The sequence below is a fragment of the Rathayibacter sp. AY1H2 genome, from assembly GCF_002931985.1.
Classification (GTDB): domain Bacteria; phylum Actinomycetota; class Actinomycetes; order Actinomycetales; family Microbacteriaceae; genus Rathayibacter.
Window position 1 is genome coordinate 12467 of the sequence record NZ_PSUV01000020.1, and the last position, 17131, is coordinate 29597.

Below are 17131 nucleotides of genomic sequence, written 5' to 3' on the forward strand. Positions count from 1 at the left end.
GGCCTGGACGACCAGCTGTTAGACAAGCGGACTGGAGGCGCCTCGGCGCCGACGGGGAGAGAGTTTTGTCTCGATCCCGCCGCTCACACCCCGCCCCGCACCCCACTCCCGCAGCAGCTCCCGCTCCCGCTCCTCCCCCAGCCCGGCGCCGCGTCCCGGCACGTGCGCGGCCGCCGCGTCCCGCAGCGTCTCGGTGAGGTCGCGGCGCTCGAAGCCCGCGGCCTCCGCCCGTGCCGTCGAGCGGGCGTTCATGCCGCGCCAGTCGGGGTCCGCGATCCACAGCGGGAGCGAGCCGGGGCCCGCCCACTGGCCGACGCCGCGCTCGAGCAGCCACTCCTCCGGCACGGCGACCGGCTCGGCGGACGACCCGCCGCGCGCCAGGGCCAGGTGCTCGCCGAACGGCACGGGGGTCCCGCAGACGTTCATCACGCCCTCCACCCGCGCCTCGGCGGACGCCACCAGCCAGGCGGCGAGGTCCCGCACGTCGACCACGGACGTGGGCAGCTCGGGCGCATCCGGCACCAGTACGGGGCCGGGCCGCGCGCTGAAGCGCCAGGGCCAGTAGGAGCAGCGGCTCGTCGGGTCGTCGGGGCCACCGATCAGGCCGGCGCGCGCGATCAGGGACGGCGCGGATCCGGCCAGCACGGCCTGCTCGCAGGCGGCCTTCGCGGCGCCGTACGAGGCGGGGTCGTCGGAGGGAGGGAGCAGCTCGGCGTCCTCGTCCGCACCGACGACCGCGTTCTCGGCGTAGACGCTCGTGGTCGAGACGAGGACGTAGGCGCTGCAGCGCAGGTCGCGGACGGATCGGCGGACGTGCTGCGGGGTCGAGGAGACGTCGATCACCGCGTCCCACGATGCCGCAGCCACGGCGTCGAGAGCGTCGTCGCGGTCGCGGTCGGCCCGGACGAGGGACGCCCCCGCGGGCACGGCCGTCCCCCGCGCGAGGCAGGTCACGTCGTGGCCGCGCCGCAGCGCCTCCGCCGCGAGGTGCCCGCCGAGCCAGCCCGTGCCTCCGAGGATCAGCGTTCTCATCCCCGCATGCTCGCACGGGCCGCCTCGCGCGAGGCCCGCTGAGGTGCCCGAGACGGTTCCGAGAACGCTGAAACAGCTGCATCCCCGGGCGACTCGACGCAGTGGGCGCCCAGCGAGCGCCTCAGCGACAAGGGCCCCCTCCACGAGCCCCCGGACACCCGACCACCCGAGCCCGCCCGCGTCCTCTGTCCGGAATCACGCGGGCGGCTCGGGTGCCCGAGCGGCTCACACGACGACGAAGGCGTCCAGGATCAGCGAGTTGCCCGTGGAGGCGGCGTTGCGCTTGCTGCCGCGGCGGATGGTGATGGTGTGCTCGCCGGCACTGAGGGTGCTGCTGGTGAACACGGTGCGGGCCGAGCGGTTCGTGGCGCTGTAGCGGTCGACGGAGGCGACGAGCACGCCGTCGATCAGGACCTCGTTGATGCCCGAGGTCGGGGTGATCCGGCTCACCCAGCTGACCTTCGTGCCCCGGAAGCGGAGGGTCGCCGAGGCCGTGGAGGTGCTGGAGTACGAGATGCTGCCGCCGCTGTCGGCGGTGCTCGAGAGCGTCGCCCAGGTGCCGACCGTCGCGATGACGGCGGCTCCGTTCTGGTACGTCCCCGCCGCCGGCAGCGTCGAGGTCGGGGTGGGCGTGGACGTGGCCGTCGGGGTCTCGGTCGGAGTCGGCGTGTCGGTGGGCGTCGGCGTGCTGGTCGGAGACGCCGTCGCGGTGGGGGTGGGCGTCGACGTGGAGACGGTCCCCGCGGTCACGACGAAGGCGTCGAGGATCAGCGTGGATCCGGTGGACGCCGGGTTGCGCGTCGTCCCGCGGCGGATCGTGACCGTGTGGGTGCCGGCGGCGATCGGCCCGCTCGTCCAGACCGTCTGACCCGAGCGGGTCGTGGGGCTGTAGCGGTCGACGGTGGCGACAAGGACGCCGTCGAGCAGCACCTCGTTGATGCCGGAGGTCGCCGTCATCCGGCTCACCCAGCTGACGCCCGTGCCCGAGAAGCGGAAGCTCGCGGACGCTCCGGCCGAGCTGGAGTAGCTGATGCTCCCACCGCTGTCGGCGGAGGAGGAGATCGTGCTCCAGGTGCCCGCCGTCGTGATGAGCGGCGAGGAGTTCTGGTACGTGCCCTCGCCCGGGATCGACGAGGCGGGCTCGTCGGGCAGCGGGACGACCGGCTGCTCCGCGAGCCAGCGGTCGAACGTGTCGAGCATGTCCTTGTTCGTCAGGCTCGGCACGTTGTGGCCGTTCGGAGCGCCCTCGGTCGGCGTGTAGAGGACCACCGCCTCCTTCGCGACGGGCTTCGCGAGCGCGACCCACGCCCCTCCGTGCACGGCGATCGGGACGAGGACGTCCTCCGTCGAGCCGGTCGTGCGGATCCGCGCCCCCGCCCACGAGGCCTGCGGCAGCAGCGCGGGGTCGGTCGCCGGGATCGTCGAGGGGTCGTTGTCGTAGTCCGGCAGGACGCGCCCCGGGTCGCGGCGGGCCATGTCGGCCATGTCGTAGACGCCGGCCGCGTGGTACGCGCCGCGGATCTCGGGGACCAGCTTGTTGCCGTACGCCCAGCAGAGCAGTGCGCCACCGCCGGAGTTCGAGCGGAGGAAGCTCGCCCCGATCCGCCACGTCTTCTGGAACCAGGCGACCGCGTCCACCTGCATGGCGACGGCCCGCTTGTTCGTGTAGATGCTGCCGCCGTAGTTCGGGCAGATCGAGATGACGCCCTTGTCGACGGCCTGGTCGGCGCTGTACTGGTAGGCGCCGGACAGGGCCGCGTAGGTGCTCCCGTTGGCGTGGTAGTACCAGTAGACGACCCGGCCGATCCGCTGCGAGGGGACCGCGGTGTGCGGGACGAAGAGCCGCGCGCGGTCGGTGCCGATCATCACGTCGATGATCTGATACGGCTTCTTCCCCACGCGCGAGATCGCCGTGTCGCTGCGCCCGAGCTCGTTGGGCAGCGGCGGGATCACGCTGTAGTCGGGCGCCGCGGACGCGGTCATCGCGTAGGCGAAGGCGGATCCGACGCCGAGGGCGGCTCCGGTGAGGACGAGACGGCGGCTGTGGCGCGCAGGAGAGGACATGGGATCCCGACGTGGAGAGGGCTGCTCGGTCGGCGGAGCCTGACCGGAAGGTGTGAGGGGGGGTGCTGCGGTCCGGATCGGACCACCGTGGAGGGGGCGCGGTGCGGTCCTTCGGGGGACCGTGCGGGCGGGCAGGCGCGAGTGCATCCTCCCGCGTCCGCCGCGCGACCACCAGACCCGCTTCAGGGACACCCGCGGCGGCGCTCCCACCTGGCGTTCAGCGGCGGAGCGATCCGGAGAAGGTCCTGGTGAGAGCGCTATCTCGCGCCACTGCTCTGGAGATGCCCGCCACGGGAGCGGAACCGCATCGTGTCGGTGGCGGAACTCCGGGGCGGCACGGGGCCGGCACGGATCCAGGCCGCCGTGCGCCCGGCGCGAGGGCCATGCGCACGTCAACACTCTCGCGGGAGACCCCCGGATGAGACTCGTTATCTGAGCACGACCTGATCGCTGGTTCAGCGCCTGCTCTCCCCCCTCTGAGTGCCGACCGGATCGAGGGTCCGTCGTCCGCCGCCCACGTCCCGTCTCAGGGGGACAGGGCGCCTCCGAGCCGCGACCTATCGTGATCCCGCTCCATCCGGAAGGCCCGGCGAGGCGCCCCGGGGGGAGGTCGATCCGTGTCGAACGCGCATGCCCGGCCGAGCCACGACCGCTCGATCGCCCTCGGCCTCGTCCTGCTCCTGCTCGCCGCCGTCCTCGTGGTTCTGCCGGCGACGAGAGCTGCGGCGGCCACGGTCCTGCTCCAGGAGGGCTTCGGCGGCACCAGCGTCGCGGACTCGGCCTGGCAGGCGCTCGACGGGGGCTGCATCACCCGGGCGACGACCGCACCCCCGGCCGGGTCCTCGAACCTCGGCGTCTGCGCCAACCGGACTCAAGCCCCCGTCGCCGCGACGAGTCCGGGCTTCCTCCAGCTCACCGATGCCCGCAACGACGCCAAGGGCGGCGCGGTCTTCAACCGGCCCATTCCTGCCGCGGGCGGCATCGACGTCCAGTTCGACCAGTACCAGTACGGAAGCTCGCTGACCGGGGCCGACGGCATCGGCTTCTTCCTCACCGACGGCTCGAGGTCCCTCACCGCGGCGGGAGCTCCGGGCGGATCGCTCGGCTACGGCCAGTCGGCGACCGTCGACGGGGTGAACGGCGGCTACCTCGGGATCGGAATCGACGCCTTCGGGAACTTCTCGGCCAGGCCCCCCGCCGCGCCTACCCTCGGCCTCGGCTCCGACTGCCCCTCGAACTCCGGGTCGGCGCTCCTCACGGCGAACAAGATCGTGGCGCGCGGACCCGGGCAGGCCAAGAGCGGATACTGCTTCCTCCAGTCGGCCTCGCCTCCCCTGCTGACGTCGGTCCGCACGACGGCCACGACATCGACGGGCGCTCCGCCCGCGTCCTACGGGCGCACGATACGGATCATGGTCTCGGCTGCCGCCACTCCCGTCGTCACGGTCTACTGGGGAGGGACAGCGGGTCTGCCCGCCGGGCAGCTCGATCAGCTGATGCAGTTCACGATGCCGACCGCAGCGCCCTCGACCTACAAGCTCGGCTTCACGGCGTCCACTGGTGGATCGAACGACACCCACCTCGTCCGCAACGTCTCCGTCTCGTCCATCAACACTCTCGACGACATCACTCTGGTCAAGCAGATCGACCGCACCACCACGCAGCCCGTCGCCTACGCCGAGGGATCCGTCATCCCCTACCAGTTCGTCGTCACGAACGGATCCATCCGGGGCACGCTCACCGGGATCGTCGTCACGGACCCGAAGGCCGCGAGCATCTCCTGTCCGACGACGACCCTGCTCCCGCTCGCCTCCACCATCTGCACGGGATCCCATACGGTCACGGCCGCCGAAGCGGTGGCCGGCTCGTTCGTCAACACGGCGACCGCTGCAGCGACGAAGACGGAGACGATCTCGAACGTCGTGACGACGACCCCCGTCACGAGCAGGACCGCCACCGCCACCGCCCCCATCGCCACCCCGGCTCCCGCTCTGACCCTCACCAAGACCGCCCTGCTCACCGACACGAACGGCAACGCCCAGGCCGACGCGGGCGAGCAGATCCGCTACTCCTTCCTCGCCCTCAACTCCGGCACCGTCACCCTGCAGGACGTGGCGATCACGGACCAGAAGGTCACCGGCATCACGCCCGCCTCGACTCAGCTCGCACCCGGAGCGAGCGCGACCTTCACCTCGGCGCCGTACACGGTGCTGCAGACCGACATCGACAAGAACACGTCGCTCGTCAACACGGCGACCGTCTCCGGCCGCACCCTGGCCGCCGCGCCCGTGACGGTCACCGCGACCTCCACGGCCACCACGCCGATCCGCTACGCGCCCTCGATCTCGCTGACGAAGAACGGCACGATCCCGACCGGGGCCGCCGTGGGCTCGACCGTCTCCTACAGCTTCTCCGCCACCAACACCGGCAACACCGGGCTGAGCGCCGTCGCGGTCACCGACCCCAAGAGCGGGCTCTCCGCGCTCGCCTACTCCTGGCCGGGGACCGCCGGGCGCCTCGAGATCGGCCAGTCGGTCACCGCGACCGCGTCGTACACGCTCACGCAGGCCGACGTCGACGCGGGCCAGGTCCTCAACACCGCGACCGCGACCGGCACCCCTCCGACGGGCGCCGCCGTCACGGCCACCGCCTCGCGGACGGTGACGATCACCCGCACGAACGACCTCGCGCTCGCCAAGACCGCGAACCCCGCCTTCATCAGCGCCGCCGGCACCGTGGTGACCTACACCTTCCGCGCGACCAACACCGGCACCACCACCCTCACCGCGGTCGCGATCAGCGACCCCAAGAGCGGGCTCTCCGCTCTCACCTACTCCTGGCCGGGCACTTCCGGACGACTGCTGCCCGGCCAGGTCGTCACCGCGACCGCCGCCTACACGACCACCGCCGCCGACGTCACCGCCGGCACGATCGCCAACACCGCCACGGCGACGGCGACCGGCCCGACCGGCGGGGCGTTCACCCGCACCGCCTCGGTGAGCATCTCGGTGATCCCCGATCCTGCCGCCGACGCCGCAACGGTCGTGCAGGGCGGATCGGTCGTGATCGACGTGCTCGCGAACGACGGGCCCGCCGCGACCGGAGCGACCTTCTCGCGCGCGCAGCTCTCGGCGACCCCGAAGGCGATCGGAGGCGCGGCGACCCCCGCCCCCGCCACTCCCGTGCAGGGGTCCGTCTCCTGCGCCGCGAGCGGAGCGACCCGCGGCCAGTGCACCTACCGCCCGATCGCCGCCTTCGTCGGCACCGACGTCTTCGACTACTCGCTCTCGGGCCAGTACGGCACCTGGAACGTGCGGGTCACGGTCACCGTCACCGCGCTGAACCGCGCGCCGGTGGCCCGAACCGACCGTGTGGTCGCGACCACCGGCGGCCCCGCCGTCACCGTCGCTCCGCTCGCGAACGACACCGACGAGGACCCGGGCACGACCCTCGCCCTGGCCGGCACGAGCGTCTCGGCCGGGCTGCGCGGCACCTTCTCCTGCTCCGGATCCACGTGCACCTACACGCCCGCGGCCGACGGCTGGACCGGGAGCGCGACGATCGCGTACACGGTCACGGACGGCGCGCTCACGGCTGGTGGCGCGATCACGGTGTGGGTCGATCCCGCTCCCCTCGTCCGGCGCGGCTTCTCCGGCACCGGCACGACGAGCGGAGCGGTCGGGCTCGGCGCCTGGACCAGTTCCTCCGTGGTCGCCACGCCTGTCGCGAGCTGCACGGCCGGTCGGCCGAGCACCCTCGTGAGCTGGTCGGCCGCCGCTGGAGCGACCGGCTGGACCCTCGAGCGCCGCCTCGCGGGGACGACGCCCGGCCCCTGGACCGTGATCGCGGCACCCGCCGCCTCCGCGACGAGCTTCACCGACGACCGGGTCGGTGAGGGCCGCAGCTACCAGTGGCGGGTCCGCCCGGACCTGCAGCGCTGGCTCGGAGTCGCGTCCGCCGCCTCGACCGCCGTCGCCCAGCCGGCCGTCACCACCGCCGGAGGCTGCTGATGCCTCCCCGCCGACACCCCTCTCGTCCTGCACGTGTCCTCGTGAGGGAGACCACGCCCGCACTGGGCACCACCCACCAGAAAGGAACGGTCGCCATGACCACCACAGCACCCACCCGTCGCAGCCCCTGGAAGAAGATCGCCCTCACCGGCGGCGTCCTCCTCGCCGCGGGAGCCCTCGCCGGCGCCGGCGCCTTCGCCGTGTTCACCGACTCCGGGACCGCCAGCGTCACCGCGGACGCCGGACAGCTCGACATCAACCTCGACGGCACCTTCATCGTGACGGACATCGCGCCCGGAGACACCATCCAGCGCCCGGTGACGATCGTCCTGCCGAACGCCACCAACGACGGCGACCTCGTCTCGTCGGTGCGCTTCTCGCAGGCCGTCACCAACGACGTCGTGGGATCCGACACCACCGACCAGAACCGTGTCGGCCAGTCTCTCGTCTCCGGCCCGAACGGCCTCGACTACCGCCTGCTGACCTGCTCCACCGCCTGGACGACCGCCCCCACCACGACTCCGGCGGGCCCGTACTCCTGCAGCGGGACCACCACGGTCACCGGATCCGGCAAGCTGTCGTCCATCGGCGGCCAGGCCGGCGCGGTCGACTTCACCCCGGCGAACTTCGGCATCACCCCCACCACGACCGGGACCTTCCCCTCGGACGCCGGTGACGTGACGCTGAACACGCTCATCGAGCTCGTCCTGCCGACCGCGGCCGACAACGCGTACGAGAACGCCTCCGCCACGGTCACCTTCACGGCCGCCGCGATCCAGCGCGCCGGCATCCAGAAGTAGACCGTCCCCCACCGCCTCCGTCCTGCCCGGCCGCCACCGGCGCGGGGCGGAGGCATCCCCCTTTCCTCCCGGAGTCGTCCCCATGCCCCACGCCCGTGCGCTCGTCGCCGTCCTCGCGGCGGTGCTCCTCGCGCCCGCGGCGAGCGCCGAGCCCGTCGGCGTGCTCGACGTGCGCGAGCTCTCGGCGCGCGGATCCCTCACCGACCTCGCTCCGGGCGACCGCGCCGAGTGGGCGGTCGAGGTGACCAGCACCGGCCTGTCGCCGCAGGGGGTCTCCGTGGCCTTCGCGGTCGACGGAGGGACGCTGGCGCAGGACCCGCGCGACGGCCTCCAGCTGTCCGTCGAGCTCTGCGACTCGGCGTTCACGGTCGCCGAGGTCGTCGACGGGGAGCGCACGGTCGAGCGCTACCTCTGCCCGGAGGACGCGATGCCGCTCGGATCCGGACCCGCGGCGACGCTCGGCCGGCTCGACGGTGTCCGTCCGCTCGAGCGCGGGGCCACCGTGGGCGTGCGCGTCCGCGTCCTGTTCCCGGAGTCGGCCGGCAACGGGACCGAGCTCGCGGCGGCGTCGCTGCGGGTGCTCGTGGGCACGACGGAGGAGGATCCCTCCGCGACGCCCGGCCCCGGCTCCTTCCCCGGAGCGGCGGGCGGCGGGCTGGCCGTCACCGGCCGCGACCTGGGCGCCGCGCTCCTGGGCGGGATGCTCGCCCTCGGCTCGGGCGCCCTGCTCGCCGCGGCGGCGCGCCGTCGTCACCGGAGGGAGCAGGCGTGAAGGCCCTCCGCGCTCTCCTCGGCGGACTGGTCACGATCGTGGCCGTCGCCGGCATCGCCGTCTTCGTCCTCTCCGCGCTCGGTCTCGTGCGGCTCGTGCCGGTGCTGTCGAACTCGATGGCGCCCGGGATGCCCGTCGGCTCCCTCGCCGTCACCCTGCCCGTCGACCAGGCCGCGATCCGCGCCGGTGACGTGATCGTCTTCACCGACCCGGACGATCCGGGCCGCCGCGTCATCCACCGCGTCACCCTCGTCTACTCCGAGGAGGAGGCGGCGGCACTCCGCGGCCGCGAGCCCGGTCAGCTGGCGCTCACCACCAAGGGCGACAACAACGAGTCGGCCGACCCGTGGATCGTGACGATCGCGGACGAGCGGATCTGGCGCGAGAGCTCGGTGGTGCCGCTGCTGGGCTGGCCGAGCATCGGCCTCGCCCACCCGGAGGCGCGGTTCGCGCTCTTCGCCGCGGGCGGCGCGGTCATCGTGGGCGCGCTCCTGATCGCCATCTGGCGCCGCCCCGCGGAGGTCGCCCCGTGAGCGGCGCGCACCGCTCGTCGGACGGCACGCCGCCCCCGGAGCCCCTGCGTCCGCCCGCTGAGCACGGACGGCACAGCGCCCGGCCGTCCTCCCGCGACCGCGGAGCCCCGCGCCACTCCCCCGAGGTCCGCCGCCGCGTGGTCTCCCGCGCCGGCCTGGCGGGACTCGTCGCCGGCGCGCTCGTCCTCGGCGCCGCCGCCACCGCCACCGCCGTGCTCCTGGACCGGGGCTCCGTGAGCGCGCGGGTCGCCTCCGGCACCGTCATCGCGACGTTCACCGGCACCGGAGCGACGACCGTGCCGGTCCCCGTCGCGGGCCTCGTCCCCGGTGGCACGGCCCGGCGCCTCCTCGACCTGACGAACGCCGGGACCCTGCCGATGTCGGCCCTCCAACTGCAGACGGCCACCGGCACCGACCTCTCGGACGGCCTGCAGCTCGCGATCGAGCGATGCTCGCTGTCCTGGTCGGCCGATGCCGCGACCTGCCCCGGCACCGTCACCACCGTGTCGGCCGACCGCCCCGCCGCCTCCCGCCTCGACCTGCCCGGCTCCCCCGCCCTCTCCGTCGGAGCGACCGACCACCTCCGCCTGACCGTGCGCCTCTCGGAGTCCGCGCCGTCCGCCGCGCAGAGCACCTCCGCGACCCTCACCGTCACCGTCGTGGGCCTGCAGCGGCCGGGCCGCCAGCTGTAGGCGCGGCGGGCCCACGCCTCGGCGGCACCACCGCCGCGCCGTCCCCTTCCGCGTCAGCGCCGAGGCGCCCGAGACGGTCGTCGACACGCCGGAGCGGGCGACCGTCTCGGGCGACTCAGCGGGGCCGCGGGTACCTCGGTGGTGCCTCGCTACTCGCGCAGGGCCGCCACGGCGTCGTGGAAGCCCGGCACGTCGGAGAGCACGCCCTCGGGGCCCAGCACCGTCCAGGTCGTGCCCGTGCGGATCAGGACGCCCAGCTCCTCGGCGGGCCGGCGGCGGGTGCGGCGCAGCTCGAGCACGAAGACTCCGGGACGCGCCTCTCTGATCTCGGGAGTGCGCCGGTCGGGCAGCATCACGAGTCCTCCCCGAGGGTCAGCGGTAGACGCTCCACTCCTTCTTCACGATCCGGCGCTCCTCGCCGTCGACCGCGACGATCCACTCGCCGTCCTTCTTGGCCACGACCCGCCCGCGCAGGTACTGCGGCTCCCAGCCGTCGGCCTTGTTGACCCACTTCACGAACCGCGCGAACCGCCCCGGTGCCACGTCGTCTCTGGACATCTCTCGACTCCCCTCGTCGTCACCGGCACGTCCATCGCCCTCCGTCAGGAGAGCACCTCGCCCAGCGCGAGGGGGACCTCTCCTGTGAGGTCTCGAAGCCGGTTCACCGACGGTAGAACGCGCTGCTGGAAGTGGACGAGGCCGTTGACTGATCGACGTTCGTCTGGCAGTGGGGTCAGGATGCGGCAGCGGAATCAGGAGTCGAACAGCACGTGCGGCCGTCCGGCGTCGACGATCACGCGGGCGCGCACCCCGTAGACGTCCGCGATCAGCGCCGGAGTGAGCACCTCCTCCGGGGTGCCGCCCGCGACCACGCGCCCCTCGCGCAGCACCAGCAGCGCGTCGCAGAACAGGGCCGCGAGGTTGAGGTCGTGCAGCGCGACGACCGTGGTCACCGGCAGCGCCCGCACCAGGGCCAGCAGCTCCAGCTGATGGCGGATGTCGAGGTGGTTGGTCGGCTCGTCCAGCAGCAGCTCGCGCGGCTCCTGCGCCAGCGCCCGGGCGATGTGCGCGCGCTGCCGCTCGCCGCCCGAGAGGGTGTGCCAGAGGTGGTCGGCCTTCGCCTCGAGACCCACCTGCTCGAGGGCGCGCTCGATCGCGCGCAGGTCCTCGGCCGTGTCTCCGCCCAGAAGGGAGCGGTGCGGTGTCCGCCCCAGCCGGACGACGTCGCGGACGGGGAGGTCCGCCTCCGTCTCGGCCTGCTGCGTCACCGTGGCCACGGCCCGGGCGACCTCGCGGCGGCGGAGCGAGCGGAGCGGCGCGCCGTCGAGGGTGACGACGCCGGCGTCCGGAGCCGCGGTGCCCTGGAGCAGCCGCAGCAGCGACGACTTGCCCGAGCCGTTGGGCCCGAGCAGTCCCACTGTCGAGCCGGGAGCGGGGCGGAGCGAGACCCCGTCGACCACCAGGCGGCCGCCCCGGCGCCACGAGACCCGGTCGGCCTCGAGCGTCACGAGCGGCCCCTCCGCCGCAGGAGCAGCAGCATGAACACCGGCACGCCGACGAGTGCCGTGCCGACCCCCACCGGCAGCGGAGTCGGCGCGAACGCCACCCGCGATCCGGCGTCGACCCACACCAGGAACACCGCGCCGAGCAGGATCGTCGCGGGGATCACCCGCGAGTGCCGCTGGCCGAACACGAGTCGCGCGGCGTGCGGCAGCACCAGCCCCACGAAGCCGATCGCGCCGGCGATGCTCACCAGGGTCGCCGTCAGCAGGGCCGTCACCACCAGCAGGAGGAGGCGGGTGCGGCCCACGTGCACGCCGAGCGACGCGGCCACGTCCTCCCCGAAAGCGAACGCGTCGAGCGTGCGCGCCGCGGCGAGGCAGACCACGGAGCCGAGCAGCACGACTCCTCCGCTCAGCGCCACGTCGTCCCAGCGCATGCCCTCGAGGGAGCCGAGCAGCCAGAACATCACGCCGCGCGTCTCGTCCGAGTCGGCGAGAGCGAACACGATCAGCGAGGTCAGCGCCGAGAACAGCTGCGTGCTCGCCACCCCCGCCAGGATCACGCCCGAGGTGCCGCCCGCCGAGAACCGCGTGAGCAGCAGCACGAAGCCGAAGGCGACCAGCGCGCCGACGAAGGCGCCTCCGGAGAGCCCGACCACTCCTCCGCCGACCCCGAGCACGCCGACGAGTACCGCGCCCGTGGACGCTCCGGAGGAGACGCCCAGCACGAACGGGTCGGCGAGCGGATTGCGCAGCAGCGACTGCAGGATCACTCCGCACACGCCGAGCCCCGCCCCGCAGGCCGCGGCCACGAGTGCGCGCGGGAGGCGCTCCTGCCAGACGATCGCGTCCTCGGCCGCACGCACCGGGACGGAGGCGAGCCCGAGGTGGTTGAGGAGGATGTCGCGGACGTTCACGAGCGAGACGTCGGCCGGGCCGAGCGTCACCGCGACGCCGACCGAGAGCGCCAGCGCGAGCAGCCCGCCGACGACCAGCGCGGCGGCGGCAAGGCCCCGCGGCACCCGGCGGACGAGGACCGCGCCCGTGCCCGTGCCCGTGCCCGTGTGCGTGCTCAGAGCGAGGCCCCGTTCTCGTCCCACCAGGCGCGGATCTTCTCGAGCCCGTCGACGAAGCGGATCGACGGGTTCATCTCGGCGCCGTGGAGCGCGATGAAGCGGCCGTCCTGCACCGCGGGCAGGCTGCTGGTCAGCGGGTCGGAGCGGAGGAACGCGGTCTTGTCGTCGAGGCGGTCGCCGGGGAAGCGGTCGCGCTGCAGGTCGCCGAGGACCAGGACGTCCGGGTCGGCCGCGACGACGCTCTCCCAGCCGACAGCGGGCCAGTCCTCCGTGCGGTCGGCGAAGACGTTGGTCATGCCGGTCGTGGTGCCGAGCATCGAGGCGAAGTTGTAGCCGCCTGCCATGTAGGGCGTCTTGGTGTCGGCGAACCAGAAGGCGACGCTCCGGCCGCCGAGGTCGACCCCCTCGGTGGCGGCGGCGGCACGCTCCTGCAGTTGCGCGACCAGGGCGTCACCGCGCTGCTGCACGTCGAAGACCTCGGCCAGCTCGTGGATCTCCTGGTAGAGGACGTCGACGGTCAGCGGGACGGTGCGCGTGCCGCTCCCGCCGTTGACGCTCGCCCCGTTGTCGCAGTCGGAGGGGGCGAGGTAGGAGCCGATCCCCGTCTCGGCGAGGCGGTCGCGCGAGGCGACGCCCTCGGGCGCGTAGTGCCGGCCGAAGGAGGCCGTGACGAAGTCCGGGTCGGCGCCGAGCAGCACCTCGTAGGTGGGGGCGTTGTCGGCCAGGCGCGGCACGCTCTCGTTCGCGGAGGCGAGGGTCTCGAGCACGGGGTCGGTCCAGGAGGCGGTGCCGACCATCCGGTCCTCGAGGCCGAGGGACAGCAGGATCTCGGTCGAGTTCTGGTCGAGGGAGACGACCCGCTGCGGAGGGGCGGTGACGGTGGTCGTGGTGCCGCAGTCGTCCAGCGTGAGCGGGTACGAGGTCGTGCCCTCCCCCGCGGCGGCCGTGCTCTCGGGCTCGATCTGCTCGGAGGCGCCGCAGCCGGTGAGGGCGAGCAGGGTCAGGGCGGAGAGGGCGAGGGCGGCGGGGCGCCGTCGGTGCGTGGACATGGATCTCCTGTGGTTCGTGGGCGTCGGTCGTCGGCCCGGTTCATAGGCCCGGTTCATGGGCCCGGTTCGCCGGCAGGGCTCGTCGGCCCGGTCCGTCGGCGGGCGGCACCCGCGTCTCGGCGCGGAGCCCGAGTAAGCATAGCCTTACCTCACCTAAGCCCGTTCATCCGCGCCAGTCGATCCGCGCCACCCGCCTTCGATCCACCCTCGGTCCCGCCCGCCGGCGACTCCGCAGAAGTCGCCGTGGTCGCGCGCGAGAACGGCGACCTCCGAGTTCTCGATGCACTCAGAAGGCCCGGAACAGCCGAGTAAGCGGACACCTGTCGTGCCCTTCGCCTCCGCAGCCCCCAACCAGGTGGACAGCACCCCGGACACGGTTCCCCTGGGGGCGGGAGAGCGCGATCCTGGACACCGACGCTCGACGGCGCCCGCCCCACCGCCCGCCGACCGTCACGGAAGGAACCCGTTGCCCCGCCACTCCGCCCGCACCGCCCCCTCCGGCCGGTTCGCGCTGGTGCGCAAGGCCGACGCGTCCGGCTACCGGCCCGAGATCGAGGGACTGCGCGCCGTCGCGTCCCTCCTGGTCGCGACGTTCCACATCTGGCTGGGCCGCGTCTCCGGAGGCGTCGACGTCTTCTTCGTGATCGCCGGGTTCCTCACCACCTTGACCCTCCTCGGCCAGATCCGCCGGTTCGGGCGCGTGCGTCCGATCGCCTTCCTCCGGAGGCTCGCCTCGCGGCTCTTCCCGGCGGCCGCGGTGGTGCTGGTCGTCGTGGCGGCGCTCGCTCCGCTCCTCCTGCGCCCCTCGCAGCTGCTGCAGACCTTCACCGAGGTGCTCGCCTCGACCTTCTACGTCGAGAACGTCGCGCTCGCGCGGGCCGGAGTGGACTACCTCGCGCAGGACGACTTCCACTCGCCGGTGCAGAACTTCTGGGCGATGTCGGTGCAGGGGCAGTTCTACCTGATCTGGCTCGCCCTGGTGCTCGTCGCGACCCTCGCCGCCGTGCTGCTGCGGCGACGCGCGCAGCTGCCGCGGTTCCTGCTGGCGCTCGTCGCGGCGCTCACCGTCCTCTCGTTCGCGTTCTCCGTCGTGCTGGTCGGGATCGACCAGCCGACCGCGTACTACAGCACCCTCGCCCGCTCGTGGGAGTTCGGGCTCGGCTCACTCGCGGCCCTCGTGCTCCCGGGACTGGCGATCCCGGCGGCCCTGCGGACGGTCGCCGGGTGGTTGGGGCTGATCGGAGTCGTCTCCTGCGGGTTCGTGCTCCAGGTCTCGAGCGCGTTCCCGGGCGCCGCCGCGCTCTGGCCGACCCTCTCGGCGGTGCTCGTGCTCGTCGCCGGGACCGGCCCCGCCCCGGAGCGCGGCGTCGGCCGACTGCTGGCCCTGCGCCCGCTCGTGTGGCTGGGCGGCCTGAGCTACGGGATCTACCTCTGGCACTGGCCACTCCTGGTCTTCTGGCGCGAGAGCACCGGCGAGGACCCGACCGCCCTCGCGGGCCTGGGCGTCATCGCCGCCGCGATCCTCCTGGCCGCCGCCTCGAAGCGCTTCCTCGAGGACCCCCTCCACCGCCGCGCCCCCGCCGAGCGCCCGCACCGCCTCCGCGCGCTCGCCCCGGCGGCCCTGCTGGCCGTCGCCGCCCTGGTCGGAGCGACGGGCCTCACCGGAACGAACGCCGCGATCGCCGCCGACCTCACCCGCGCGCACGCCCTCCCCGTCTCGACCGAGGGCTGCGTCGGAGCCGCGGCGCTCGCGAACGCCTGCCCCGACTCCTGGACCACGAGCCTGCCCGCCGTCGACGCCTCGGAGGACGGCTCCGCCCTGAACACCGACGAGTGCAGCACGGGCAACTCCGGCACCGCGCTCAAGGAGTGCCGCTTCGGCGATCCCGCCGGCCTCCGCGTGCTGCTCATCGGCAACTCGCACGCGGCGTCGTTCTTCCCGGCGCTGCGCGGCGTCGCGGAGGAGCGCGGCTGGGACCTGCACACCTACTACAAGACGGGCTGCGTCTTCTCGACCGCGGAGCGGCGCGACGACTCCGCCTCCTCCCGGCGCTCCTGCGACGTCTGGAACGAGAAGCTGCAGGAGGAGCTCGCGGGCCAGGAGCCGTACGCGCTCGTCGTCACCGCCTACTCCGCGAAGAAGTCCGTGTTCGTCGACGCGTCCGGCACCCCCGACGAGCAGGCCGGCATCGACGGGTTCCACGAGTCGTGGGCGCCGCTGATCGCCCGCGGATCCACGGTGGTCGCGATCCGCGACAATCCGGTGCTGCCCTCGCTCTCCCTGCTGGCCTGCGCCGAGGAGCCGGGCTCCGCGGCCGACTGCAGCGTGCCGCTCGACGAGGCCTTCGCCGCCCGCGAGCTGATGGCCGCCGCGGCCGAGGGCTGGCCGGGCGCCGCCGCCGTCGACCTCACCCGCTGGTTCTGCGACGACCGCGGCTGCCCCCTCGTGATCGGCGGAGTGAAGGTGTACCGCGACCTCGGGCACCTCACCGAGTCGTACGCCCGGACCCTGGCGCCCTACCTCGGCGAGGCGCTGGACCCGCTGGTCGGCTGAGGACGCTCGCGCTCGACTCCCAACGCATGCAAGACTGTTTATACGAACAGGGATCGGAGGAGCCGATGGGCCACTCTCACGGCGTTCCGGCCGGCTCCGCCGCCGCGCGGCACCGGCGTCCGCTCGTGGCCGCCTTCGTGCTGACCGCGGCGTTCATGGTCGTCGAGTTCGCGGTCGGAGTCGCGACGGGCTCGCTCGCGCTGCTCTCGGACGCCGCGCACATGGGCACCGACGTGCTGGCCCTCGGGATGTCGATCGCCGCGATCTCGCTCGCCGCCCGCCCCGCCGCGAAGGGCCGCACCTATGGCTCCTACCGCCTCGAAGTGCTGGCCGCCCTCGCCAACGGCCTGCTGCTGTTCGCGGTCGCCGCGTTCGTGATCGTCGAGGCCGTCCGCCGCTTCGCCGAACCGCCCGCGGTGCCCGGCGGCCCCCTCCTGATCACCGCCGTCGTGGGCCTGGCGGTCAACCTCGTGAGCCTGCGCCTGCTGTCGGCCGGGGCGAAGGAGAGCATCACCCTCCGCGGAGCCTCCCTCGAGGTGCTCGGCGACGCGCTCGGCTCGATCGGCGTGATCGTGGCGGCGATCGTGCTGCTCACCACCGGCTGGGCGTGGGCGGATCCGATCGTCGGCGTGCTGATCGGGCTGCTGATCCTTCCCCGCACCTGGTCGCTGACGAGGCAGGCGCTGGGGATCCTCATGGAGTCGGCGCCCGCGCACGTCGACCTCGCGGCCCTCGAGCGCGACGTCTGCGCCGTCCCCGGCGTGCTGGCGCTGCACGACCTGCACGTGTGGACGATCACCTCGGGCATGGAGAGCGCCACCGGCCACGTGGTCGTCGCCCCCGACGCCGACTACCGCACCGCGCTCTCGCGGGTGCTCGCCGTCCTCCGCGAGCGCCACGGCATCGACCACGCGACCATCCAGTGCGAGCCCGAGGCCTTCCCGGAGACGACGCACCGCGTCTGAGCGCGGGGGTGTCGCGGCGCACGGCCGCACGCCTCCGCATGCCCACGACCCTCCAGGAGTCGTCGCACTCGACGTCGACTGC

Annotated in this window: 14 protein-coding genes; 7 read left to right on the forward strand and 7 right to left on the reverse strand. The window is 73.6% G+C overall.

Annotated elements, in window-relative coordinates; translation table 11 throughout:
- Positions 1-18 precede the first annotated feature (18 nt).
- Together C5C29_RS13655 and C5C29_RS17215 are read right to left on the reverse strand one after the other, a co-directional pair.
- Complete coding sequence (locus tag C5C29_RS13655; protein WP_104223391.1) at positions 19-1032, reverse strand: NAD-dependent epimerase/dehydratase family protein; 1014 nt, start codon at positions 1030-1032, stop codon at positions 19-21.
- A gap of 225 nt (positions 1033-1257) precedes the next feature.
- On the reverse strand, positions 1258-3096 hold the full coding sequence (locus C5C29_RS17215) for a hypothetical protein (protein ID WP_181027253.1): 1839 nt from the start codon (positions 3094-3096) through the stop codon (positions 1258-1260).
- Between the two features lie 617 nt (positions 3097-3713).
- On the opposite strand from C5C29_RS17215, the gene C5C29_RS13665 reads away from it, so the two are divergent.
- From C5C29_RS13665 to C5C29_RS13685, 5 genes are all read left to right on the forward strand, one after another.
- Positions 3714-7106, forward strand: coding sequence for an Ig-like domain-containing protein (locus C5C29_RS13665; protein WP_104308466.1), 3393 nt, complete (start codon positions 3714-3716; stop codon positions 7104-7106).
- Positions 7107-7201: 95 nt separating this feature from the next.
- Positions 7202-7906, forward strand: coding sequence for a TasA family protein (locus tag C5C29_RS13670; protein WP_104226366.1), 705 nt, complete (start codon positions 7202-7204; stop codon positions 7904-7906).
- An 82-nt stretch (positions 7907-7988) separates the two neighbouring features.
- Positions 7989-8678, forward strand: coding sequence for a hypothetical protein (locus C5C29_RS13675; RefSeq protein ID WP_104308467.1), 690 nt, complete (start codon positions 7989-7991; stop codon positions 8676-8678).
- Positions 8675-9211: a signal peptidase I gene (locus C5C29_RS13680; protein ID WP_104223395.1), complete on the forward strand. Its 537-nt coding sequence runs from the start codon at positions 8675-8677 to the stop codon at positions 9209-9211. Before C5C29_RS13675 ends, C5C29_RS13680 begins: the two co-directional genes overlap by 4 nt.
- Positions 9208-9903 carry a peptidase gene (locus C5C29_RS13685; protein WP_104308468.1) on the forward strand — a complete coding sequence of 232 codons (696 nt, stop codon included), beginning with the start codon at positions 9208-9210 and terminating at the stop codon, positions 9901-9903. Before C5C29_RS13680 ends, C5C29_RS13685 begins: the two co-directional genes overlap by 4 nt.
- A 149-nt stretch (positions 9904-10052) precedes the next feature.
- On the opposite strand, the gene C5C29_RS13690 is transcribed toward C5C29_RS13685, so the two are convergent.
- The 5 genes from C5C29_RS13690 to C5C29_RS13710 all read right to left on the reverse strand — a co-directional run bounded on the left by C5C29_RS13690 (position 10053) and on the right by C5C29_RS13710 (position 13530).
- Positions 10053-10256 (reverse strand): hypothetical protein, encoded by a 204-nt coding sequence (locus tag C5C29_RS13690; RefSeq protein ID WP_104308469.1) that lies wholly within the window; start codon positions 10254-10256, stop codon positions 10053-10055.
- 19 nt (positions 10257-10275) lie between these two features.
- Positions 10276-10461, reverse strand: a complete 186-nt coding sequence (locus C5C29_RS13695) for a hypothetical protein (protein ID WP_104223398.1) — start codon at positions 10459-10461, stop codon at positions 10276-10278.
- A gap of 194 nt (positions 10462-10655) precedes the next feature.
- Complete coding sequence (locus tag C5C29_RS13700; RefSeq protein ID WP_104226361.1) at positions 10656-11411, reverse strand: ABC transporter ATP-binding protein; 756 nt, start codon at positions 11409-11411, stop codon at positions 10656-10658.
- Positions 11408-12505, reverse strand: coding sequence for a FecCD family ABC transporter permease (locus tag C5C29_RS13705; RefSeq protein WP_374953995.1), 1098 nt, complete (start codon positions 12503-12505; stop codon positions 11408-11410). Before C5C29_RS13705 ends, C5C29_RS13700 begins: the two co-directional genes overlap by 4 nt.
- Positions 12478-13530 carry an ABC transporter substrate-binding protein gene (locus C5C29_RS13710; protein ID WP_104308470.1) on the reverse strand — a complete coding sequence of 351 codons (1053 nt, stop codon included), beginning with the start codon at positions 13528-13530 and terminating at the stop codon, positions 12478-12480. Before C5C29_RS13710 ends, C5C29_RS13705 begins: the two co-directional genes overlap by 28 nt.
- 466 nt (positions 13531-13996) lie before the next feature.
- Between C5C29_RS13710 and C5C29_RS13715 the strand changes: the two genes are divergently transcribed.
- The gene (locus tag C5C29_RS13715; protein ID WP_181128827.1) at positions 13997-16084 is read left to right on the forward strand and encodes an acyltransferase family protein; all 2088 of its coding nucleotides are present in this window, start codon (positions 13997-13999) and stop codon (positions 16082-16084) included.
- A 65-nt stretch (positions 16085-16149) separates the two neighbouring features.
- Positions 16150-17049 (forward strand): cation diffusion facilitator family transporter, encoded by a 900-nt coding sequence (locus C5C29_RS13720; protein WP_104226358.1) that lies wholly within the window; start codon positions 16150-16152, stop codon positions 17047-17049.
- Positions 17050-17131 lie beyond the last annotated feature (82 nt).